Raw genomic sequence first — 22,784 nt, forward strand, 5'->3', positions numbered from 1 at the left:
TACGCCACCTAAGAGGAGCTAAGCGATGTCACACACAGTTCGTGATAAAAAGAAGTTATTGACCCGCCTGAAAAAAATTCAGGGGCAAAGCGCTGCGCTGGAAAAAATGCTCAACAGCGATCATGAATGCGCCGAGGTGTTACAGCAGCTGGCGGCGATCAGGGGCGCGGTAAACGGCATGATGATGCAAGTAATTGAGGGACATTTAACCGATCACGTGGTGAAAGAGCCAGAGGAAGCGCAGCGCGAGGCCGATCTCGGGGTCGTGATGCAGGTGATCAAATCGTACCTTAAGTAATGTGCTTCTCCAGGTTGTGCCCGGCCCAGAGAATGAAATCCTCTTTAGGCAGTGCCTTGCTGAAATACCAGCCCTGGCCGTACTGCACGCCGTGGCGATGCAACCATTCAATCTGCCCTTCAGTTTCAATGCCTTCTGCGACCATCGCCAGTTTAAGCGATTTGGCCATTTCGATGATGTGGGGAGTCACGTTCTTGTACTCCAGCGCATCCACAAAGGATTTATCAATCTTCAGGGTATCAACATCCAGATCCTGCAAATAGCTCAGGCTGGAGTAACCCGTACCAAAATCATCAATGTAGATAGCGTGCCCGGCGCGGCGAAACGCAGCGATGGCAGGCACGCTGACGGCGGGATCGGCAAAGCCGCGCTCGGTTAATTCAAGGGCGATCTGGCGCGGGTGGACGCCCCATTTGTTGAGCAACTGACTCAGCTGGCGAGGCAGCTCGGGGGACGTTAAATCCGATGGCGCAAGGTTGACAGAAATGTGCAGTTCCGGATGCTGATGCAGCCAGGCGCCTAAATCCTCAAACACCTTATTCACCACCAGCTGCGTCAGCGTTGAAATAAGCCCCGTCTGCTCAGCCAGCGGCACAAAGAGATTGGGCGACAGGTGACTGCCATCTGGCTGCGGCCAGCGCATCAGCGCTTCAGCACCCACCAGTTTTCCACTGCACAGCGCCACGATGGGCTGATAGTAAACCTCGATCTCCCGGTTGTTGATTGCGTCGATCAGGCGGTTACGCGGGGATAACAAACGGCGGAGGATGCGCAGGACAATAAGGGCAGCAGCCAGGCTTAGCAAGATGCCAGCCGGTAGCCAGATGATCAGCTGCTGGTGCCAGGATTCCGCCAGCGGTTTTAACGACGCCCACGCGATCACCGTAAAACCCAGTTCGGGTACAGGTTTCAACACGTACATCGAGCCGTTGTATTGTACGCGCGTAACGTCCTGCTGCTCCTTAACGACAGAAAGAATATACGGGTCGACAATATTGCTTCTGGCAAATATCCGATGGGTTTCACTGCCCACCAGGGCGGCATCCATCGAAATTTCACCAAACGGGACAACATCCACAAGCGAGGCAGGATCAACCATCACCAGATAATGTCCTTTCCCCAGAACGGCCATATAGCGGTGAATGCCGAGGTCGTTTTGCGAGGTGAGCCACGCGCTATACCCGTCTGCGGTGATCCGCATCGGGGGCGGTAAGATCGCCGTATTACTGGATTGTTCAAGGGATGAGCAGAGCGGCTTCAGGTTATCGATATACATCACTTCCTGAATATAGCGCCATGAGAATTCAACCCGACGCATTTCGCGTAAATGCGGGGGAGTGCAGGGTGGGGCGTGGAATGTCTGTAGGTGCGTGAGCGCCTGTTTTGCCTGCGCAACGACTCTGTCGGTACGGATCAGGACGCGCGAGGCATAGCTGTCCAGAGCGTCCACAAATTTATCCTCTGCCTGACGATGCGCCAGCCAGATACTGAGGCACACAGGGACCAGCACAGAGAAGATCAGTATGCCTGTTACCAGGCTGACCAGATGTCGGGTTCGCATGCTGCTTTATCCTTTCCATATGCCCACCTTGGGCCTGGAGTTTGCGCGCCAGAAGAAAAAGTTTTTTATCGCTAAATGATATAGTTATAGCATGTGACAGTCTCAGGCAGGTATCTGAATCAACCTTTCAAAAACAGGCTGTGCGTGACAGGGGTTGTTTTTGCAGCAAAGCTCAGATAGTATTTTGTTATGTTATAACAATACATGAAGGCCAGAGATGAAACCGAATATCCATCCAACCTATCGCACCGTTGTGTTTCACGACACCACGGCTAATGAATACTTTAAAGTCGGCTCAACAATTAAGACAGACCGTGAAATTGAGCTGGAGGGGAAAACGTATCCCTACGTTACCCTTGATGTCTCCTCTAAATCACATCCGTTTTATACCGGGAAACAGAAGACCTTCTCGACGGATGGCAGCGCGGCACGCTTCCGTAAGCGTTTTGGTGGCTTTCTTGATGCGAAGCGAGGCTAATCATGCAGGTGCTGAACTCATTGCGCAGTGCAAAACAGCGTCACCCGGATTGCCAGATAGTCAAACGCAAGGGACGCTTATACGTGATCTGCAAATCTAACCCGCGCTTTAAGGCGGTGCAGGGACGTAAAAAAAGACGCTAAACGCGCGTCTCTCGCCAGCTTTCCAGGGAGCTTTTCTGTTTGCCATCGGCGGTAAAATTGTCGGTGGCAAGCCAGCTTTCAAACGCGCTCGCCAGCGCTGGCCACTCTTTGTCGAGAATTGAAAACCAGTCGGTGTCCCGGTTTCGGCCTTTAATGACCAGCGCCTGGCGAAAACGCCCTTCAAACTGAAAGCCCAGACGCAGAGCCGCTTTGCGGGAGGGTTCGTTCAGGCTGTTGCACTTCCATTCATAACGCCGGTAGCCCAGGGTATCGAACACGTACCGCATCAGCAGATACTGCGCTTCTGTCGACATGGGCGTGCGACTTAACAGTGACGAGAAGTGAACATGTCCCACTTCCACAACGCCGTTTTTAGGATCGATCCGCATCAGGGACAGCGTCCCGACAGGAGACTGGGTCTGGTTATCGATAACGGTAAAGTGGATGGGATCGGCTAATTCGCTCACGCTCGCCACCCATTCGGCAAACTCCTCTGCGGTGGCATCTGGTTCACGCAGCAGCCACGTCCAGCTTCGGGTATCTCCGGCCAGGGAATACGCAGAGAACAACGCCGGGGCATGCTCCACGCGCAGCGGCTCAAGCCGACAATAGCGACCCTGAAGTATCACCCGGGACGGGTGCGGGCGAGGCTGCCAGTCGAAAAGGCTTTCACCTACAGGTTGTCCAAACTCATTGAATGTATTCATCTTTATTCCCGTCACATTGAAAAGATCTCCAGATTAATGAATTGCTGGTTCCTTAAAAAGAACCACCAGGCTATGTTTTTCTGGTACCACGAGGAGGAATGATGAATATACCGGGTGATGAGCTTTACACCTTGCTCCATGCTGCGCTGAAAAAACGTGGGGAAGAGACGCTCCAGCGTGCGCTCTATCTTGCTTTGCGGGAGGCCATACTGTGCGGAAGGCTCCGGTCCGGCAGCCATTTGCCCGGCTCGCGAACGCTGGCGCAGCAGATCTCGGTGTCCCGAAATACCGTCAATGCGGCGCTGGACCAGCTCACGCTCGAAGGTTATTTGCTGCGTAGCCGCCAGGGTACGCGGGTGGGGCAATTCGCTCCTCGGACGATTACCCGGACATTACCGGACCCGGACGTCAGGCTGACAAAACGTGTCGCCCTGCTGCCCGCGCCTGTGCCGCGCGACACCCCGGTGATGGCGTTTACGCCGGGAACGCCTGCCATCAACTATTTCCCCTTACCGCTGTGGCGGCGGTTGTACGATCGTGTTCTGCGCGAGGAGGGAAGCACCCTGTTAGGGTATGGCGACCCGGCCGGCGAGCCGACGCTGCGGGCCGCCGTTGCCCGCCATCTTGCGCTGTCCCGCGGCATTGACTGCGATGCCAGCCAGATTGTGATAACCGAAGGGGCGCTGGAGGGTGTCAATCTGTGCACGATGTTGTTAAGCGAGCCGGGGGATGTTGCCTGGGTGGAAAATCCCGGCTATAGCGGCGCCAAAAGCGCTTTCGTCAAAACCGGCCTGGCGATGACCGGCATACCGGTGGATGACGAGGGGATGTGCTGGGAAGGGCTGTCTGCGCCTTCACCCACGCTGATTTTTACCTCGCCATCGCATCAGTTCCCTTGCGGAAGCGTGCTCAGCGCGCGGCGGCGTCTGGCGCTGCTGGAACTGGCCCGGCAGCACAGCGCGTGGATCATTGAGGATGATTACGACAGCGAATTTCGTTATACCGGTGAGCCCGTCCCGGCGATGCTCGGAATGGTCAACAATGCGCCCGTTGTGTATCTGGGGACGTTCAGCAAAACGCTGTTTCCATCGCTCCGGATGGGGTTCATGGTGTTACCGCCAGCGCTGGCGAAGGCGGCGCGTCCGGCCATCGGCTCGCTGCTGCGCGGCGGGCATCGCGCTGAACAGCGCACCCTGGCGCTGTTTATTGAGGAAGGCCACTATGCACGACATCTTGCCGCCATGCGCCGCCTTTATCGTAAGCGTTACCGCCAGCTGCGGGAGGTGCTGAGCGCAGAGCTTCATACGCCGCACCGTGTTCTTGCCGGGGAAGGGGGAATGCACCTGACGCTGGCGATTGACGGTATCGACGACCAGCGGCTGGTGGAGCAGGCGAGAGCGCTTCAGCTGGCACCCGCTGCGCTGAGCGGGTATTACCTTGAGACGAAGCAGGGGCAAACCGGTCTGGTTTTAGGCTACGGTAATACCTCTGCTTCGCAGTTTGCGCCGGGTATCCGACGTCTTCAGGCGCTCATTACACAGCAGTGGGGCGGGAAAGGGTAAAGACATCATAAAAAGAGAGCTGGCCCTTAGTGATGACCATTTTCTGCAACTTCTCTTTTTGCCCGGCTTCGACGGCCGGCGAGTGCAGGATGCTGTCGATCAGCTCCTTCGGCACGTAACGCGTGTTGTACCACTCCCCGTTGTAGCACACGCGGAAATCGAGTACGTCGATATCTTCATACCGGTAACGCGGATTGACGTCGAAAAAGAAAAACGCGTTAAACACCACGAACAGCACAACCAGTAGCCAGACGGAATCGACCAGCGTTTCAGACTTCAGCATGACGATAAGCGTTGCCAGCCAGGCGGCGTACATGGCGACGAACAACCCGGGGTGTTTGCGAATAAAGCTGATGCTAAAGCGCGGGCGATTGTCGCGCTTTTCGCGGGTATTGAGATCGTCGATGGTGGCGGTAAGCAGGCGCTGTATCTCTGTCATTTTTTGCCTTTATGATTGTTGAAAATACAGGTGATCTGCCTATTTTATGAGAGGGGTTTATGCGATGAAAGTAACAGTTATGCCAGGAAAAAGCATAACAGTTACTCAGGATGCGCTTAGATCATTTTAATGATTTTCGCCGGATTCCCGCCCACTACCGCATTGGCCGGCACGTCTTTGGTCACTACCGCGCCGGAAGCGATAACCGCATTATCGCCAATGGTCACGCCTGGATTAATCACCGCGCGTCCGCCGATCCAGACATTATCACCAATGGTGACCGGTTTACCGTACTCCAGCCCGCTGTTACGTTCGGTCGCATCCAGAGGATGCGTGGCCGTATAAATGTGCACTCCCGGCGCAAGCATACAGTTATCGCCAATGCGTACAGGGCAGACGTCCAGCATGACGCAATCGAAGTTAGCGTAAAAATTGTTGCCCAGATAGATGTTATACCCGTAGTCGCAGCGGAAGCTTGGCTCTATATACGCACCTTCGCTTTGACCCAGCAGGTCAGCTAATAAGGCGCGACGTTCGGCCTTCTCATCGGGTGCGGTATGGTTATAGCGGTGAACAAGATGACGCGCGCGTAAACGGTCAGCCCTCAGCGTGTCATCGCCAGGGCGGTAATATTCACCTGCAATCATCTTCTGTTTTTCTTCACTCATGGGAACCTCTCTGGAATCGTTTTACGCAGCGTAAAGAGGATTAACCAGAAAGGGAACGTTCCCTAAAAGTGGCTGTGACGGGAGTCACAACATTCTTGCGCATAAATACGTTTTATACGGGAACCTGGCGTTTGCATTTGAAGCGTAATTCGAAAGGTAAATTCAGCTTAACAACGGGCGTAATGCCTTTACAGTCTCTCTTCAACGATTAACGAACAAATTTCCACACCGAAGAGGGGATCTTGTCATACAGTTTATTCATGGTCAGCTCAGCAAGACGATGGTCGGCAGCTGAATAAAATACCGCCAGTTCATTATCAGACAGCTCGTATTTATTTTTCTCAATAACACGTTCGAGAGTGTCAATTGACTGGCAGCGTCGCAGGCGCATCAAATAATCGACTTTTGTTAATGGTTTATCAGACATAAATTCACCTTAGTAATTGTAATAATTTTAACAGGAAAGACTAACCGGATTAGCTCTGCTGACATTAGTGAAGCAGCGAAATAGACGGTTTCCTGATTTACGCCATTTCTGCAAATCCTGTGCGTTAATGCCGTAGCTGCTGAACAACATAAAGGTGTCGTCCAGGTATTCATCAATTTGCTCTATCAACTTATTATCTTCATTGTACTTAATTTTATAATTAAGTGCGAAGGTGGCGATATGCTCGATCAGCTCGTTAAGCTGTAAATTGATAGCAGACGTTGGATCGTTCACCCAGCCATGGTTACTTTCTTCAAGATTGGCAAGGCAGTCATGGTACAAGGATTCGCAGAGAAATTTCAACTGCGCGATATCATGCCTTTTTGGCGAGTACTCGTCCATAGCGCATCCCCTTCTGAGTGATTTTTTACTCACCGAACATCATGTCGGGATGGATACAACTTGCTTAGCCACACGGGAGCTGTGTTCCTGATAACTCTAACTATAAGCCACTCTGATCAAGATTTCACCGCGCTATTACGAAAAATTACAATTAAATCGTTACTGTTCGAGCCTTTACGCAAATCTACCTTTTGCAGCGAACGCGTTAATCAATAAAAAAGACGATTTTTATCGGTTCCTTAGAATTCATTGAGTTAGCGCAAAGTTTCATGTGAAGTCCGAAACCAGATATCTTCAGATATTTTCCATTGCTTAGGAATAGTCCGAATAATTTACGTCACGAAATGATAATAAAAGAATGCTGAGTTCCTGGTGTAAGTTATCGGCCTATTATGATAGGCCTTATTAAAAAAGAGGAAAATAAATAGAAAGGCAATAGGTCTATTTTATGATTTTTTCTGAAAAAGAAAAAGGCCGCAAATGCGGCCTTTTTATCATGTGAAACCGGTATCAGTGATGTTCTACCGAATGATTGTGCTCAACGTCTTCATTCTTACGGCTGAAGCGGCGGCGAACAACCACGAAGAACACCGGTACGAAGAAGATCGCAAGAACGGTCGCGGTTACCATCCCACCCATTACGCCGGTACCTACTGCGTTCTGTGCGCCGGAGCCCGCGCCGGAGCTGATAACCAGCGGCATAACGCCGAGGATAAATGCCAGGGACGTCATCAGGATTGGACGCAAACGCATACGAACGGCTTCCAGCGTTGCTTCAATCAGGCCTTTTCCTTCTTTCTCCATCAGATCTTTGGCGAATTCGACGATTAGTATCGCGTTCTTCGCCGACAAGCCAATGGTTGTCAGCAGGCCCACCTGGAAGTAAACGTCGTTGGTCAGCCCACGGAACGTTGCGGCAAGCAGCGCACCGATAACCCCCAGCGGAACCACCAGCATAACGGAGAATGGAATCGACCAGCTCTCATACAATGCCGCCAGACACAGGAACACCACAATCAGTGAAATGGCGTACAGGGCAGGGGCCTGGTTACCGGACAGACGTTCCTGATAGGACATGCCGGTCCAGTCGTAGCCGACACCCGCAGGCAGTTTGCTGGCCAGTTCTTCCATCAGGTTCATGGCTTCACCGGTGCTTCGGCCCGGCGCTGCCTGACCGAGGATTTCCATCGATGGCAAGCCGTTATAACGCTCCAGACGCGGTGAACCGTATTCCCAGCGCGAGGTTGAGAAGGCGGAGAACGGCACCATCTGGCCATCGCTGCCGCGAACATACCAGTTGTTGATATCGTTCGGCAGCATACGGTATTGCGCTTCGGACATCACGTAGACTTTCTTCACGCGACCACGGTCGATGAAGTCGTTGACGTAGCTGCCACCCCAGGCTGCACCCAGCGTGGTATTAATGTCGCTGATGGAAACACCCAGCGCCTGCGCTTTTTCCTGGTCGATATCGATCTTGTACTGCGGCGTATCTTCCAGACCGTTAGGGCGAACGCCCACCAGCAGGTCAGGGTGTTTTGCCACCTCGCCAAACAGCTGGTTACGCGCCTGAGTCAGTTTTTCGTGGCCCAGACCGCCCTGGTCAATCAGCTGGAAGTCGAAGCCGGTCGCCGTACCCAGTTCAACAATCGCTGGCAGGTTAAAGGCGAAGACCATCGCATCTTTAATCTGTGAGAAGGTGCCCATCGCGCGGCCGGTAATGGCTTCTACCTTGTTCTCTGCGCCCGGACGTTCAGACCAGTCTTTTAGAGAAACGAAGGCGATACCGGTGTTCTGACCACGACCCGCGAAGCCAAAGCCGTTAACCGCAAACACGGATTCGACGTTGTCTTTCTCTTTGGTCAGGAAGTAGTCGGTCATCTCATCCAGCACCTTTTGCGTACGCTCTTGCGTCGCACCGGCCGGAAGCTGCGCCATACTCAGGAACACGCCCTGGTCTTCATCTGGCAGGAACGAGCTTGGCAGACGAACGAACAGGAAAGCCATCCCCACCACGATGATGATATAGAGCAGCAGGTAACGACCGGTGCTGCGCAGGATGTTACCCACGCTGTCGGTGTAGTGGTGCGTACTCTTATCAAACATGCGGTTGAACCAGCCGAAGAAGCCCTTATGCTCGCCGTGACCGCCTTTCTGAATCGGCTTCAGCATCGTCGCGCACAGGGCTGGCGTCAGGATCAGTGCAACCAGTACCGACAGCGCCATCGCCGAAACAATGGTGATGGAGAACTGACGGTAAATCGCACCGGTAGAGCCACCAAAGAAGGCCATCGGGATAAATACCGCAGACAGTACCATCGCGATACCGACCAGCGCGCCCTGGATCTGGCCCATTGATTTACGGGTTGCTTCCTTCGGCGGCAGGCCTTCTTCCGCCATGACACGCTCGACGTTTTCGACCACCACGATGGCGTCATCCACCAGCAGGCCGATGGCGAGCACCATCCCGAACATCGTCAGGGTGTTTATCGAGTAGCCAAATATCGCCAGCACCGCGAAGGTCCCGAGCAGTACAACCGGCACGGCGATGGTTGGGATCAGCGTTGCGCGGAAGTTTTGCAGGAACAAGTACATCACCAGGAAGACGAGAATGATCGCCTCAACCAGGGTTTTCACCACTTCGTGAATCGAAATTTTAACGAATGGCGTGGTGTCATACGGATAAACGATTTTCAGACCTGACGGGAAGAACGGTTCCATCTTCTTCAGTTCTGCACGGATAGCCGTCGCGGTGTCCAGGGCGTTCGCGCCCGTCGCCAGTTTGATACCCAGACCGGAAGCCGGTTTACCGTTGAACTTCGCAATGATGTCGTAGTTCTCACCGCCCAGCTCAACCTTCGCCACGTCACGCAGGCGAACCTGCGAACCGTCCTGATTCACCTTCAGCAGAATTTTGCTGAACTCATCGGCGGAGGTCAGACGCGTTTGCGCGATGATCGACGCGTTAAGCTGCTGGCCTTTCACCGGCGGTGTACCACCCAACTGACCGGCGGCAACCTGGGCGTTCTGCGCTTTAATTGCGCTGATCACGTCAACCGGCGTCAGCTGGAAGTTGTTCAGTTTATTCGGATCCATCCAGATACGCATCGCGTACTGGGAACCGAACAGCTGAACGTCACCCACACCAGACGTACGGCTGATGGCGTCCTTCATGTTGGCGCCCACGTAGTCGGAAATATCCTCCTGCGTCATGGTGCCGTTGGTGTTGATCACGCCGACAACCATCAGGAAGCTACTGGACGATTTCTCGACGCTCACGCCCTGCTGTTGTACTTCCTGCGGCAGCAGAGGCATCGCCAGCTGCAATTTGTTCTGCACCTGAACCTGTGCAATGTCCGCATCCGTACCGGATTCAAAGGTCAGGGTGATCTGAACCGTACCGGTTGAGTCACTGTTTGAGGACATGTACATCAGGTTATCGATACCGTTCATGTTCTGTTCGATAACCTGCGTAACGGTATCCTGCACCGTTTTGGCATCAGCGCCCGGATAGGTTGCGGAGATCGTCACTGCCGGCGGCGCAATCGTTGGATATTGCGCGACAGGCAGCTTCAGGATCGCAAGTCCCCCGGCCAGCATGATGATTATGGCGATCACCCACGCAAATATGGGGCGATCGATAAAGAAATTAGGCATGTCTTAACGGCTCCTGTTTAAGTTAAGACTTGGTTTGTTCTGACTGGCCAGCGGCCGACGCTTGTTGTTTGTCGTCAGATTTCACTTCCTGAGCTTTGACCTGCGCACCAGGACGAACTTTTTGCAAACCAGTAATAATTACGCGATCGCCATCTTTCAGACCTTCCGTTACCAGCCACTTGTCGCCAATCGCCTGCGTTGCAGTGATATTGCGTGTTTCGACTTTGTTATCGGCACCCACAACCAGTGCGCTCGCATCGCCGCGTGGCGTACGGGTCACACCTTGCTGAGGAACCAGAATGGCGCTTGGGTTAGTCCCTTCCTCAAGACGGGCGCGTACGAACATACCGGGCAGCAGGGTTTTATCCGGATTGGGGAAAATGGCCCGGATGGTGATAGAGCCGGTGGTCTGATCGACGGTCACATCAGAAAATTCCAGTGTGCCAGTCTGTGAGAACTTGATACCGTCGTTGGTAACCAGTTCCACTTTGGCTTTACCGTTTTCCTGTTTCAGGGTGCCGTTAGCCAGCTCCTGTTTGAGACGCAGGAAATCGTTGCTGGACTGGGTGACGTCAACGTAGATCGGGTCGAGCTGCTGCACGGTGGCCAGCGCGTTGGTTTGACCGTTCTGCACCAGCGCACCTTCGGTGACGGCTGATTTACCAATGCGACCGCTGATAGGGGAGGTCACTTTGGTGTAGGCCAGGTTAATACGCGCGGTTTCTACCGCCGCTTTCGCCGCCACAACGGCTGCGTTGGCTTGCTGTGCATCGGCCAGGGCAGAATCGTAATCCTGTTGGCTGATGTACTGCGTGCCGAGCAGTTTCTTGTAACGATTCAACGTCAGCTGCGAGATTTTGGCTGCCGCTTCGGCTTTGGCCAGATCGCCCTTAGCGCTCTCATAAGACGCCTGATAGGTTGCTGGATCAATCTGATACAGAGACTCGCCTGCCTTGACATCACCGCCTTCGGTGAAGTTACGTTTCAGGATGATACCGCTCACCTGCGGACGCACTTCCGCAATGCGGTAGGCGCTGGTGCGGCCCGGTAGTTCTGTTGTCATCTGGAGAGGTTCGGATTTGAGCGTCACGACGCCAACTTCTGGCACCTGCTGAGCTCCTTGTTGAGCCTGTTTGTCGTCACATCCTGTAAGCGCTAAGCTGCCTGAGAGCATCAGAACGACCGCCAGAGGCGTTAACCCTCTGTTTTTGTTCATATGTAAACCTCGAGTGTCCGATTTCAAATTGATCAAGGGTCCTGAGTCTAAAAACCCATTGCTGCGTTTATATTATCGTCATGCTATGGTACATACATTCATAAATGTATGTAAATCTGACTCCTGTAAATTCATCAACGTATGGCACGAAAAACCAAACAACAAGCGCTGGAAACCCGACAACACATTCTAGATGTGGCAATGCGTTTGTTCTCACAGCAGGGTGTTTCGGCAACCTCGCTGGCACAGATTGCTCAGGCCGCGGGCGTCACGCGGGGAGCGATTTACTGGCATTTCAAAGACAAGTCCGATCTGTTTGGTGAAATCTGGGAGCTTTCAGAGTCCAGCATTAGCGATCTTGAGAGTGAGTATCGGGCAAAATTCCCTCACGATCCACTCTCAGTGTTAAGAGAAATTCTAGTATATATCCTTGAAGCGACGGTTGTTGAAGAGCGTCGTCGTCTGATGATGGAAATCATCTTCCATAAATGTGAGTTCGTTGGTGAAATGGCGGTGGTTCAACAGGCGCAGCGCGACCTGTGTCTGGAAAGCTACGATCGCATCGAACAGGTCCTCACGGAGTGCATGCAGGCCAAAATGCTTCCTGCCACATTACTCACCCGCCGGGCGGCGATCCTGATGCGCAGCTATATTTCCGGCCTGATGGAAAACTGGCTTTTTGCTCCGGAGTCGTTCGATCTCAGATCAGAGGCGCGCAGCTACGTCGAAATTTTTCTTGAGATGTGCCAGCTCTGTCCGACCCTTCAAAGTAAACTTAGCCCGCGCTCTGCCTGATCGGGCATGGTAAAAATCGTAGACCCTTTCCGTCGTACTATTCTGCTTCAGCCGGGCGTGATATCCTTCATGCCCGACTATTTCCGGTCATTTCTCACATCACATTCACAACTATGCTGCACATCAATCGCTCGCAACATCCTGTTCTGGCCCTGTTTTTGATCCTGCTGTTTTACTTTGCAGCCGCGCCGCTTTCATGGGCCCGTGCAGACAACGGCAGTGACATTCCCACGCGTGCTGATGTTCAGTCGCAACTCGACACCCTGAATAAGCAAAAAGATCTCTCCGCCCAGGAAAAACTCGTTCAGCAGGATCTGACGGAAACCCTGGAAACGCTGGACAAGATCGATCGCATCAAAGCCGAAACGGCCCAGCTACGGCAGAAGGTCGCTCAGGCGCCGGAGAACATGCGTAAGGCAACGGAGGCGCTGAGTGCGCTCAGCGACGTCGATAACGACGATGAAACCCGAAAAACGCTTGCCACGCTGTCGTTGCGCCAGCTTGAGTCGCGCGTGGCGCAGCTGCTGGACGATCTGCAAACGGCGCAATCCGATCTCTCAACCTACAACAGCCAGCTGGTTTCGCTGCAAACCCAGCCTGAGCGCGTGCAGAACGCCATGTACTCGGCGTCGCAACAGCTACAGCAGATACGTAACCGTCTGAATGGCATCACCGTGGGGGAAGGGGCGCTTCGTCCCACCCAGCAAACGCTGCTGAACATCCAGCAGACGCTGCTAAACGCGGAGATTGAACAGCAGCGTAAGAGCCTGGAAGGCAACACGGTGCTACAGGATGCGCTGCAAAAACAGCGTGACTACGTGACCGCGAATATCAACCGGCTTGAGCATCAGCTTCAGCTGTTGCAGGAAGCGGTGAACAGCAAGCGCCTGACGCTGACTGAAAAAACGGCGCAGGAAGCGGTTTCGCCAGACGAGACGGCCCGTATTCAGGCCAACCCGCTGGTGAAGCAGGAGCTGGAGATTAACCACCAACTGAGCGAGCGTCTGATTCAGGCGACTGAAAACGGCAGCGCGCTGGTGCAGCAGAATATTAAGGTCAAAAACTGGCTGGATCGCGCTTTGCAGGCCGAGCGCAACGTCAAGGAGCAGATTGCCGTCCTGAAGGGCAGCCTGCTGCTGTCGCGCATTCTCTACCAGCAACAGCAGACGCTGCCGTCCGCCGACGAGCTGGAAGACATGACCAACCGCATTGCGGATTTGCGTCTTGAACAGTTTGACGTTAACCAGCAGCGCGATGCGCTATTTCAGAGCGATACCTTCGTTGCCAAAGTGGAAGAGGGCCATTCAGGTGAAGTGAACGCTGAAGTTCACGACGCGCTGTTGCAGGTGGTGGACATGCGCCGCGAATTGCTCGATCAGCTTAACAAGCAGCTCGGCAACCAGCTGATGATGGCGATTAATCTGCAAATCAACCAGCAGCAGCTGGTGAGCGTTTCTAAAAGCCTCCAGGAGATCCTGACCCAGCAGATTTTCTGGGTGAACAGCAATAAACCCATGGACTGGGACTGGTTTAAATCTTTCCCGGAAACGCTGAAATCCCAGATCAAAAGCATGAAAATTACCGTGAACTGGGAGAAAGCCTGGCCTGCGGTGATGATTGCCTTCCTGACGGGGCTGCCTTTGCTGCTTATCGCCGGCGTCATACGCTGGCGTTTGAAATGGCTGAAACAGTACCAGGCGAAGCTGGCCTCGGAAGTGGGGCAACTGCGTAACGACAGCCAGCTGCACACCCCGAAAGCGATCCTGATCGATCTGATCCGTGCTCTGCCGGTCTGCCTGTTGATACTCGCCGTGGGCCTGATCCTGCTGACCATGCAGCTGAATATCAGCGATCTGCTGTGGGCGTTCAGCAAGAAGCTGGCGCTGTTCTGGCTGGTGTTTGGTCTGTGCTGGAAAGTGCTGGAAAAAGATGGCGTCGCCGTCCGCCACTTCAACATGCCGGAAAAACTCACCAGCCACTGGCGTCGCCAGATTGTGCGCATCAGCCTCGCGCTGCTGCCGCTGCACTTCTGGTCAGTTGTGGCGGAGCTTTCCCCGCTGCACCTGATGGATGACGTGCTGGGGCAACTGGTGATTATGCTGAACCTGCTGCTGATTGCCGTTCTGATGTGGCCAATGTGCCGCGACAGCTGGCGGGATAAAGAGTCCCACAATCTTCGTCTGGCTACCGTAACGGTACTGGCGATCATTCCTCTGGCGCTGATGGTGCTGACGGCGACGGGTTACTTCTATACCACGCTGCGTCTGTCCGGCCGCTGGATCGAAACGGTTTATCTGGTGATTGTATGGAACCTGCTGTTCCAGACCGTGCTGCGTGGTTTGAGCGTGGCGGCGCGTCGCATTGCCTACCGCCGTGCTATTGCCCGTCGCCAGCATCAGGTGAAAGAGGGGGCCGAAGGGGCTGAGCCACAGGAAGAGCCGACCATTGCTCTGGAGCAGGTTAACCAGCAAACGATGCGTATTACCATGCTGGTGATGATCGCCCTGTTTGCGGTGATGTTCTGGGCCATCTGGTCTGATTTAATTACCGTCTTCGCCTACCTCGACAGTATCACGCTCTGGCAATACAACGGTACCGAAGCGGGCGCTGCGGTAATGAAAAGCGTCACCATGGGCAGCCTGCTCTTTGCGCTGGTGTCGTCAGTGGTTGCCTGGGCGTTGATCCGCAACCTGCCGGGTCTGCTGGAAGTGCTGGTGCTCTCAAGGCTGAACCTGCGTCAGGGGGCGTCGTACGCTATTACCACCATCCTGAACTACGTCATTATTATTGTCGGGGCGATGACGGTATTCGGCTCGCTGGGCGTCTCGTGGGATAAACTCCAGTGGCTGGCGGCGGCGTTGTCGGTGGGTCTGGGCTTCGGCTTGCAGGAGATCTTCGGTAACTTTGTCTCTGGCCTGATTATCCTGTTCGAACGTCCGGTGCGTATCGGCGATACCGTCACCATCGGTACTTTCTCCGGGACCGTCAGCAAGATCCGCATTCGTGCGACCACCATTACCGACTTCGATCGTAAAGAGGTGATCATCCCGAACAAAGCGTTTGTGACCGAGCGTCTGATCAACTGGTCGCTCTCGGATACCACCACTCGCGTGGTGATCCGACTCGGGGTGGCCTATGGCTCGGATCTGGACAAGGTGAAAGAGGTACTGCTGAAGGCGGCAGCTGACCATCCAAAAGTGATGCACGATCCTGCGCCAGCGGTATTCTTCACCACCTTCGGGCCGAGCACTTTGGATCATGAGCTGCGCCTGTACGTACGCGAACTGCGCGATCGCAGCTACACCGTCGATGAGCTGAACCGCACCATTGACCGTCTGTGTCGTGAAAACGATATTAATATCGCCTTTAACCAGCTTGAGGTTCATCTGCGCAACGAGAAAGGCGATGAGCATACGGAAGTGAAGCGCGAGATTAAGGGGGACGACCCTACTCCCGCCTAATCTATTTCCCTCTCCCCTCTGGGGAGAGGGTAGGGTGAGGGGGAAGTTTCCCCTCAAAATCTCGTCGCACAATCTCCAGTGCTTTCAGCACCGTCTCCGCCGGGATCTCGTGATTCTCCAGCAGCATAATTAAATCGACGGCCAGCTTGACCTCGTCGGGGGCATTTTCCAGTGACATCAGTGGCTCCTGTTAACGGGTCAGGCGTTCGATGACGCGTTCAATCTCATCCAGCGCCTGACGGCAGCGGACGATGCGGCCTTCCAGCGCGCTGATTTCACGCATTAATAACTGCTGCTCTTCCAGCGTTTCGCTGGTGTTCAGGCGGGCTTCGCGCTCGCGCTTCATCTCAAACAGACGGCGCTCAAACTCCTGGTTCTCCAGCCGCTTGCGCTGCCATTTACCGAGCCCCGGCGAGGCGCTGTCCCACGCCCGTAACGGCCAGGCGGCGATTTCCCGGTGCAGGGCGGTGATCTGCTCGGTAAGATGCTCCGCAAGCCACGCGACCTGTTCCTGCTGTTCACTCTCAACCGCGTGACGAAGCTCGTCGAGATTGGTCTGCGCTTCAGCAAGATAATCCTCAATGACGGTGCTGCGGGTGCGGAAGAGCTGTCGGTCAAAGCGCGGTTTCAGCGTGGCGTGGCCCATCAACGGCGTGGCCTGCGCCCGCAGCGCGATCAGCTGATTTTGCAGCCTCTCAAGAAGCAGTGCTGTTTTCAAGGCGCTCTCCAGTGGTAAAGTAGCCGTTCAGTTTGATAACGATTCGCATTATGCAGCGTACTATTTTAATCATCATTGGCTGGCTCGCGGTAGTGCTGGGCACGCTGGGTGTGGTTTTACCCTTGCTGCCGACCACCCCGTTTATCCTGTTGGCCGCCTGGTGCTTCGCCCGCTCGTCGCCGCGTTTTCACCACTGGCTTCTGTACCGCTCGTGGTTTGGCGGCTACCTGCGGCACTGGCAAAAACACCGGGCCATGCCGCCCGGGGCTAAGCCGCGCGCCATTGCCTTCATCTTGATCACCTTCGCCGTCTCGTTATGGCTGGTGAAAATGATGTGGGTGCGCATTCTGCTGCTGGCGATCCTGGTTTGCCTGCTGATCTTTATGTGGCGGATCCCCGTGGTTGATGAAAAGCAACAAAAGCACTGAAGCCTCATCATGGCGGTTGCAATTATGGCGCACAGCCAGTAAATTCGACCGTTTTCGAGCACAGGTGCGCCTGGTCAAAGGTTAAACAACTGTTACTTTGACCGACTCGTCGCGCGCCGTGAGTAACACTGTTTCATTTAGGCACAAACCGATGACCGCAACTGCACAGCAGCTTGAATATCTGAAAAATAGCATCAAAAGTATCCAGGACTATCCAAAACCTGGCATTCTTTTCCGCGATGTCACCAGCTTGCTGGAAGACCCGAAAGCGTACGCCCTCAGCATTGAACTGCTGGTTGAGCGTTATAAAAACGCCGGGATCACCAAAGTAGTAGGTACTGAAGCCCGTGGCTTCCTGTTTGGCGCACCGGTTGCGCTGGCGATGGGCGTGGGGTTTGTGCCGGTGCGTAAGCCGCGCAAACTGCCGCGTGAAACCATTGCTGAGAGCTATGAGCTGGAATACGGCACCGATCAGCTGGAAATTCACGTTGATGCCATCAAGCCAGGCGACAAAGTGCTGGTGGTGGACGATCTGCTGGCAACCGGCGGCACCATCGAAGCGACCGTGAAGCTGATCCGTCGTCTGGGCGGGGAAGTGACCGACGCGGCATTCATCATCAACCTGTTCGATCTCGGCGGCGAGCAGCGCCTGGAAAAACAGGGTATTACCAGCTACAGCCTGGTGCCATTCCCGGGACATTAATCCCGTATCTCACAACCTCGCTCAATGGGTGAGGTTGTGATAGCATTCCCCTCCATTAATTCACCTTCCAGCGTTGCAGAGCCTGCCCATGAGTTATCAGGTGTTAGCCCGTAAATGGCGACCACAAACCTTTGCTGACGTTGTCGGTCAGGAACATGTGCTGACGGCCCTGGCGAACGGCTTGTCGCTAGGTCGCATCCATCACGCCTATCTTTTTTCCGGCACCCGCGGCGTCGGTAAAACCTCTATTGCCCGTCTGCTGGCAAAAGGTCTGAACTGCGAAACCGGGATCACCGCCACCCCGTGCGGCGTGTGCGACAACTGTCGTGAGATCGAGCAGGGGCGTTTTGTCGATCTGATTGAGATCGACGCCGCCTCGCGCACCAAAGTGGAAGATACCCGCGATCTGCTCGACAACGTGCAGTACGCCCCGGCGCGCGGCCGCTTCAAGGTCTATCTGATCGATGAAGTGCACATGCTGTCGCGCCACAGCTTCAACGCCCTGCTGAAAACGCTGGAAGAGCCGCCTGCGCATGTCAAATTCCTGCTGGCGACCACCGATCCGCAAAAGCTGCCGGTCACGATCCTCTCGCGCTGCCTGCAATTCCATCTGAAGGCGCTCGACGTTGAGCAGATCCGCGCTCAGCTTGAGCATATCCTCGATGAAGAGAACATTGTCCACGAGCCGCGTGCGCTGCAACTGCTGGCCCGTGCCGCGGACGGCAGCCTGCGCGATGCGTTGAGCCTGACCGATCAGGCGATTGCCAGCGGTGACGGTAAACTCTCCACCGACGCGGTCAGTACTATGCTCGGCACGCTGGATGACGATCAGGCGCTGTCGCTTATTGAAGCGATGATTGCCGCCAACGGTGAGCGGGTAATGACCCTCGTCAACGACGCCGCTGCCCGTGGCATTGAGTGGGAAGCGCTGCTGGTCGAGATGCTCAGCCTGCTGCACCGCGTGGCGATGCTGCAACTGTCTCCGTCGGCCATTGGCGCGGACATGGCGACCATTGAACAGCGGATGCGTGAACTTGCGCGCACCGTGCCGCCGGCTGACGTTCAGCTTTATTATCAGACGCTGCTGATTGGCCGCAAAGAGCTGCCGTTTGCACCGGATCGCCGGATGGGCGTTGAAATGACGCTGCTGCGCGCGCTGGCCTTCCATCCGCGCAAGCCATTGCCGGAGCCGGAAACGCCCCGGCAGTCCTTTGCGCCGGTTGCGCCGACCGCGGTAATGTCACCGCAGCAGGTGCCACCGCAACCGGCATCGCCGCCGCCGCAAAACGTGCCGCTGTCGGATGCCACCAGTTCGGTGCTTGCCGCACGAAGCCAGTTGCAACGTGCGCAGGGAGCAACCAAACCAAAAAAGAGTGAACCGGCAGCGCCTGCAAGAGCGCGGCCGGTGAACAACGCCGCGCTTGAACGACTGGCCTCGGTAACGGAGCGCGTGCAGTCGCGTCCGGCACCGTCCGCGCTCGAGCAAAAAGCCCCGGCGAAAGAAGAGGCATACCGCTGGAAGGCGACCACCGTTGTTGAAACGGTCAAGGAAGTGGTCGCCACGCCAAAAGCGCTGAAAAAGGCGCTGGAGCATGAAAAAACGCCGGAGCTATCCGCGAAGCTCGCGGAAGAGTCCATCGAGCGCGACGCCTGGGCCGCCGAGGTCAGCAAACTGCAACTGCCGAAGCTGGTGGAGCAGGTCGCGCTGAACGCCTGGAAAGAGCAGGACGGTAATCAGGTGCGTCTGCACCTGCGCCCTGGCCAGCGGCACCTCAACTCCCCTGGCGCGCAAAAGGCGCTGGCCGAGGCGCTTACCGCATTACAGGGTGTACCGGTTGAATTGACTATCATTGAAGATGATAATCCGGCGGTGAAAACGCCGCTCGAGTGGCGTCAGGCCATTTATGAAGAGAAGCTCGCGCAGGCGCGCGAGGCGATAATTGCGGATAACAACATCCAGACCCTGCGTCGGTTCTTCGACGCCGATCTGGATGAAGAGAGTATTCGCCCCATTTGATCGTGAGTCTGACTTACGGTTGTAATCCTTAACGTGAAAGAAGAGAGAAGCCTATGTTTGGTGGAAAAGGCGGTCTGGGTGGTCTGATGAAGCAGGCTCAGCAGATGCAGGAAAAAATGCAGAAGATGCAGGAAGAGATCGCTCAGCTGGAAGTCACGGGTGAATCCGGTGCCGGTCTGGTCAAGGTGACCATCAACGGTGCGCATAACTGCCGTCGCGTTGAAATCGACCCGAGCCTGCTCGAAGACGACAAAGAGATGCTGGAAGATCTGGTTGCAGCCGCGTTTAACGATGCCGCTCGCCGTATCGACGAAACCCAGAAAGAGAAAATGGCCTCTGTTTCCAGCGGTATGCAACTGCCGCCGGGCTTTAAGATGCCATTCTGATGCAAACCAGTCCGCTGCTCACGCAGTTAATGGAAGCACTGCGCTGCCTGCCGGGCGTTGGCCCGAAGTCGGCGCAGCGTATGGCGTTTACGCTATTGCAGCGCGACCGCAGCGGCGGGATGCGCCTGGCGCAGGCTCTGACCCGCGCCATGTCAGAAATTGGCCACTGTGCGGATTGCCGGACCTTTACCGAGCAGGACGTATGTAACATCTGCACGAACCCGCGTCGTCAGGAAAACGGTCAGATTTGCGTGGTGGAGAGTCCGGCGGACATCTACGCCATCGAACAAACCGGGCAGTTTTCCGGCCGCTATTTCGTGCTGATGGGGCATCTCTCCCCGCTGGATGGCATCGGCCCGGACGATATCGGTCTCGATCGCCTGGAGCAGCGCCTGGAGTCGGAAACCATCAAAGAGGTGATCCTCGCCACCAACCCGACGGTGGAAGGGGAGGCAACCGCCAACTACATCGCCGAGCTGTGCGCGCAGTACGGCGTTGACGCCAGCCGCATCGCCCACGGCGTGCCGGTCGGCGGTGAGCTGGAGATGGTCGACGGCACCACGCTGTCACACTCGCTGGCCGGACGTCACAAGATTATTTTCTGACCAAACGGAGGCTGCGCGCGCGGCCTCCGCTTGAAAATTCCTCCCCTTATCCCCATCTCTCACTCAACGTTTTACAACCCCATTAAATGGCATTGTTGAGGTCGACTTAGATGAAAGGACAAGAAACCCGTGGTTTCCAGTCAGAAGTAAAACAGCTTCTGCACCTGATGATCCATTCCCTGTATTCCAACAAAGAAATCTTCCTGCGTGAGCTGATTTCCAACGCCTCTGATGCGGCGGACAAGCTGCGCTTCCGCGCGCTGTCTAACCCGGATCTGTATGAAGGCGACGGCGAGCTGCGCGTGCGCGTCTCGTTTAATAAAGAGAACCGCACCCTGACCATCGCCGATAACGGCATCGGGATGAACCGCGACGAGGTGATTGACCACCTCGGAACCATCGCCAAATCCGGCACCAAAGCGTTCCTTGAGTCCATGGGCTCTGACCAGGCGAAAGACAGCCAGCTGATCGGTCAGTTCGGCGTAGGCTTCTACTCGGCGTTCATCGTGGCGGACAAAGTCACCGTGCGCACCCGCGCCGCGGGCGACAGCGTCGAGAACGGCGTGCTGTGGGAGTCTAAAGGTGAAGGTGAATACACCGTTGATGACATCACCAAAGCGGATCGCGGCACAGAAATCACCCTGCACCTGCGTGAAGGCGAAGACGATTTCCTGAACGACTGGCGCGTACGCTCCATCATCAGCAAATATTCCGACCATATCGCGCTGCCGGTTGAGATTGAAAAACAGGAAGAGAAAGACGGCGAAACCGTGGTTTCCTGGGAGAAAATCAACAAGGCGCAGGCGCTGTGGACGCGTAATAAAGCTGAAATTAAAGACGACGAGTACAACGAGTTTTACAAGCACATCGCCCACGACTTCACCGATCCGCTGACCTGGTGCCACAACCGTGTGGAAGGGAAACAGGAGTACACCAGCCTGCTGTACATTCCGGCGCAGGCGCCGTGGGACATGTGGAACCGCGATCACAAGCACGGCCTGAAGCTGTACGTGCAGCGCGTGTTCATTATGGACGACGCCGAGCAGTTCATGCCGAACTACCTGCGCTTTGTGCGTGGCCTGATAGACTCCAACGATCTGCCGCTGAACGTCTCCCGTGAAATTCTTCAGGACAGCACCGTCACCCGTAACCTGCGCAACGCCCTGACCAAACGTGCGTTGCAGATGCTGGAAAAACTGGCGAAGGACGATGCGGAAAAATACCAGACCTTCTGGAAACAGTTTGGCCTGGTGCTGAAAGAAGGTCCGGCGGAAGATACTGCGAACGTGGAAGCTATCGCTAAACTGCTGCGCTTCGCCTCTACGCACAACGACTCCTCCGCCCAGACCGTGTCGCTGGAAGAGTACGTCTCCCGCATGAAAGAAGGGCAGGAGAAGATCTACTACATCACCGCCGACAGCTATGCGGCAGCGAAGAGCAGCCCGCATCTGGAACTGCTGCGTAAGAAAGGCATCGAAGTGCTGCTGCTGTCTGACCGCATCGACGAGTGGATGATGAACTACCTGACCGAGTTCGACGGTAAATCCTTCCAGTCCGTTGCCAAAGCCGACGAGTCTATCGATAAGCTGGCGGATGAAGTGGACGACAGCGCGAAAGAAGCCGAGAAGGCGCTGGAGCCGTTCGTTGAGCGCGTTAAAACGCTGCTGGGCGACCGCGTGAAAGAGGTGCGCTTCACGCACCGTCTGACCGATACGCCAGCCATTGTCACCACCGATGCGGACGAAATGAGCACCCAGATGGCGAAACTGTTCGCTGCGGCGGGCCAGGCCGTGCCGGATGTGAAATATATCTTTGAGCTTAATCCGGATCACCCGCTGGTGAAACGCGCGGCGGATACCCAGGACGACGCCCGCTTTGCGGAGTGGGTTGAACTGCTGCTGGATCAGTCCCTGCTGGCCGAGCGCGGTACGCTGGAAGATCCTAACCTGTTCATTAAACGTGTGAATGCGCTGCTGCTGGCGTAATCTTCCCTCACCCCGGCCCTCTCCCACAGGGAGAGGGTGAAAGAGTTCCCTCTCCCTGTGGGAGAGGGTTAGGGTGAGGGCACCAGACCGCACGAAGCCAAATTATCTCCCCCCGTTAACCGTTTCAG

The 22,784-nt window shown here is 55.3% G+C and carries 22 protein-coding genes and 1 other annotated feature; of the genes, 12 read left to right on the top strand and 10 right to left on the bottom strand.

The genetic code is table 11. The features are described 5' to 3' along the window. Positions 1-25: 25 nt before the first annotated feature. Entirely contained in the window at positions 26-298 is a 273-nt protein-coding gene (locus ACQG1Y_RS05600; RefSeq protein WP_015571258.1) for a metal-sensing transcriptional repressor, read from the top strand. Here the strand turns inward: ACQG1Y_RS05600 and ACQG1Y_RS05605 are convergent. Then, positions 291-1,859, bottom strand: coding sequence for an EAL domain-containing protein (locus ACQG1Y_RS05605; protein WP_045907188.1), 1,569 nt, complete (start codon positions 1,857-1,859; stop codon positions 291-293). The two genes, ACQG1Y_RS05600 and ACQG1Y_RS05605, sit on opposite strands and share 8 nt — an antisense overlap. Positions 1,860-2,076: 217 nt before the next feature. Here ACQG1Y_RS05605 and ACQG1Y_RS05610 point away from each other — a divergent pair, with 217 nt between their 5' ends. Further along, positions 2,077-2,337, top strand: coding sequence for a type B 50S ribosomal protein L31 (locus tag ACQG1Y_RS05610; RefSeq protein WP_015571255.1), 261 nt, complete (start codon positions 2,077-2,079; stop codon positions 2,335-2,337). 2 nt (positions 2,338-2,339) lie between these two features. Continuing rightward, complete coding sequence (ykgO, locus tag ACQG1Y_RS05615; protein ID WP_003859006.1) at positions 2,340-2,480, top strand: type B 50S ribosomal protein L36; 141 nt, start codon at positions 2,340-2,342, stop codon at positions 2,478-2,480. Here ykgO and ACQG1Y_RS05620 read toward each other — a convergent pair. After that, the gene (locus ACQG1Y_RS05620) at positions 2,477-3,187 is read right to left on the bottom strand and encodes a GNAT family N-acetyltransferase (protein ID WP_032670463.1); all 711 of its coding nucleotides are present in this window, start codon (positions 3,185-3,187) and stop codon (positions 2,477-2,479) included. The genes ykgO and ACQG1Y_RS05620 overlap by 4 nt on opposite strands. A 101-nt stretch (positions 3,188-3,288) precedes the next feature. Between ACQG1Y_RS05620 and ACQG1Y_RS05625 the strand changes: the two genes are divergently transcribed. Next, a complete protein-coding gene (locus tag ACQG1Y_RS05625; protein WP_045334455.1) occupies positions 3,289-4,749 on the top strand; it encodes a PLP-dependent aminotransferase family protein in 1,461 nt (486 codons plus the stop codon). On the opposite strand, the gene ACQG1Y_RS05630 is transcribed toward ACQG1Y_RS05625, so the two are convergent. The 6 genes from ACQG1Y_RS05630 to acrA all read right to left on the bottom strand — a co-directional run bounded on the left by ACQG1Y_RS05630 (position 4,721) and on the right by acrA (position 11,558). Continuing rightward, complete coding sequence (locus ACQG1Y_RS05630) at positions 4,721-5,188, bottom strand: YlaC family protein (RefSeq protein ID WP_015571252.1); 468 nt, start codon at positions 5,186-5,188, stop codon at positions 4,721-4,723. The genes ACQG1Y_RS05625 and ACQG1Y_RS05630 overlap by 29 nt on opposite strands. A 116-nt stretch (positions 5,189-5,304) precedes the next feature. Next, positions 5,305-5,856 (bottom strand): maltose O-acetyltransferase, encoded by a 552-nt coding sequence (maa, locus tag ACQG1Y_RS05635; protein ID WP_015571251.1) that lies wholly within the window; start codon positions 5,854-5,856, stop codon positions 5,305-5,307. A 208-nt stretch (positions 5,857-6,064) separates the two neighbouring features. Further along, positions 6,065-6,283 (bottom strand): HHA domain-containing protein, encoded by a 219-nt coding sequence (locus tag ACQG1Y_RS05640; RefSeq protein WP_015571250.1) that lies wholly within the window; start codon positions 6,281-6,283, stop codon positions 6,065-6,067. Between the two features lie 27 nt (positions 6,284-6,310). Continuing rightward, positions 6,311-6,685, bottom strand: a complete 375-nt coding sequence (gene tomB, locus ACQG1Y_RS05645; protein ID WP_006809850.1) for an Hha toxicity modulator TomB — start codon at positions 6,683-6,685, stop codon at positions 6,311-6,313. 510 nt (positions 6,686-7,195) lie between these two features. After that, positions 7,196-10,342, bottom strand: a complete 3,147-nt coding sequence (gene acrB / locus ACQG1Y_RS05650; protein WP_015571248.1) for a multidrug efflux RND transporter permease subunit AcrB — start codon at positions 10,340-10,342, stop codon at positions 7,196-7,198. A 22-nt stretch (positions 10,343-10,364) separates the two neighbouring features. Further along, positions 10,365-11,558 (bottom strand): multidrug efflux RND transporter periplasmic adaptor subunit AcrA, encoded by a 1,194-nt coding sequence (acrA, locus tag ACQG1Y_RS05655; RefSeq protein WP_017694395.1) that lies wholly within the window; start codon positions 11,556-11,558, stop codon positions 10,365-10,367. A 141-nt stretch (positions 11,559-11,699) separates the two neighbouring features. Here acrA and acrR point away from each other — a divergent pair, with 141 nt between their 5' ends. Both acrR and mscK read left to right on the top strand, forming a co-directional pair. Then, on the top strand, positions 11,700-12,353 hold the full coding sequence (acrR, locus tag ACQG1Y_RS05660; protein ID WP_015571247.1) for a multidrug efflux transporter transcriptional repressor AcrR: 654 nt from the start codon (positions 11,700-11,702) through the stop codon (positions 12,351-12,353). 113 nt (positions 12,354-12,466) lie between these two features. Further along, entirely contained in the window at positions 12,467-15,814 is a 3,348-nt protein-coding gene (mscK, locus tag ACQG1Y_RS05665; RefSeq protein ID WP_232960047.1) for a mechanosensitive channel MscK, read from the top strand. 1 nt (position 15,815) lies between these two features. Here the strand turns inward: mscK and rsmS are convergent, their stop codons facing one another. Both rsmS and priC read right to left on the bottom strand, forming a co-directional pair. Beyond that, complete coding sequence (gene rsmS / locus ACQG1Y_RS05670; RefSeq protein WP_017694394.1) at positions 15,816-15,992, bottom strand: pleiotropic regulatory protein RsmS; 177 nt, start codon at positions 15,990-15,992, stop codon at positions 15,816-15,818. Positions 15,993-16,004: 12 nt separating this feature from the next. Next, positions 16,005-16,532, bottom strand: a complete 528-nt coding sequence (gene priC / locus ACQG1Y_RS05675) for a primosomal replication protein N'' (RefSeq protein WP_017383213.1) — start codon at positions 16,530-16,532, stop codon at positions 16,005-16,007. 50 nt (positions 16,533-16,582) lie between these two features. Here priC and ACQG1Y_RS05680 point away from each other — a divergent pair, with 50 nt between their 5' ends. From ACQG1Y_RS05680 to htpG, 6 genes are all read left to right on the top strand, one after another. After that, positions 16,583-16,960 (top strand): DUF454 family protein, encoded by a 378-nt coding sequence (locus ACQG1Y_RS05680; RefSeq protein WP_015571246.1) that lies wholly within the window; start codon positions 16,583-16,585, stop codon positions 16,958-16,960. 151 nt (positions 16,961-17,111) lie between these two features. Continuing rightward, complete coding sequence (gene apt / locus ACQG1Y_RS05685; RefSeq protein WP_000127359.1) at positions 17,112-17,663, top strand: adenine phosphoribosyltransferase; 552 nt, start codon at positions 17,112-17,114, stop codon at positions 17,661-17,663. An 88-nt stretch (positions 17,664-17,751) separates the two neighbouring features. Then, positions 17,752-19,680, top strand: coding sequence for a DNA polymerase III subunit gamma/tau (gene dnaX / locus ACQG1Y_RS05690; RefSeq protein WP_017383214.1), 1,929 nt, complete (start codon positions 17,752-17,754; stop codon positions 19,678-19,680). Beyond that, positions 19,010-19,074, top strand: a sequence feature (DnaX frameshifting element). It overlaps the preceding gene by 65 nt. A gap of 53 nt (positions 19,681-19,733) precedes the next feature. Continuing rightward, positions 19,734-20,066 (top strand): YbaB/EbfC family nucleoid-associated protein, encoded by a 333-nt coding sequence (locus ACQG1Y_RS05695; protein WP_003858972.1) that lies wholly within the window; start codon positions 19,734-19,736, stop codon positions 20,064-20,066. Continuing rightward, a complete protein-coding gene (gene recR, locus ACQG1Y_RS05700; RefSeq protein ID WP_006809843.1) occupies positions 20,066-20,671 on the top strand; it encodes a recombination mediator RecR in 606 nt (201 codons plus the stop codon). The genes ACQG1Y_RS05695 and recR overlap by 1 nt, the downstream gene beginning before the upstream one ends. A gap of 110 nt (positions 20,672-20,781) precedes the next feature. Continuing rightward, a complete protein-coding gene (gene htpG / locus ACQG1Y_RS05705) occupies positions 20,782-22,656 on the top strand; it encodes a molecular chaperone HtpG (protein ID WP_368740659.1) in 1,875 nt (624 codons plus the stop codon). Positions 22,657-22,784 lie beyond the last annotated feature (128 nt).

The organism is Enterobacter cloacae complex sp. 397G4, assembly GCF_050031515.1.
In the GTDB taxonomy this organism is placed as follows: Bacteria; Pseudomonadota; Gammaproteobacteria; order Enterobacterales; family Enterobacteriaceae; genus Enterobacter; species Enterobacter hormaechei_C.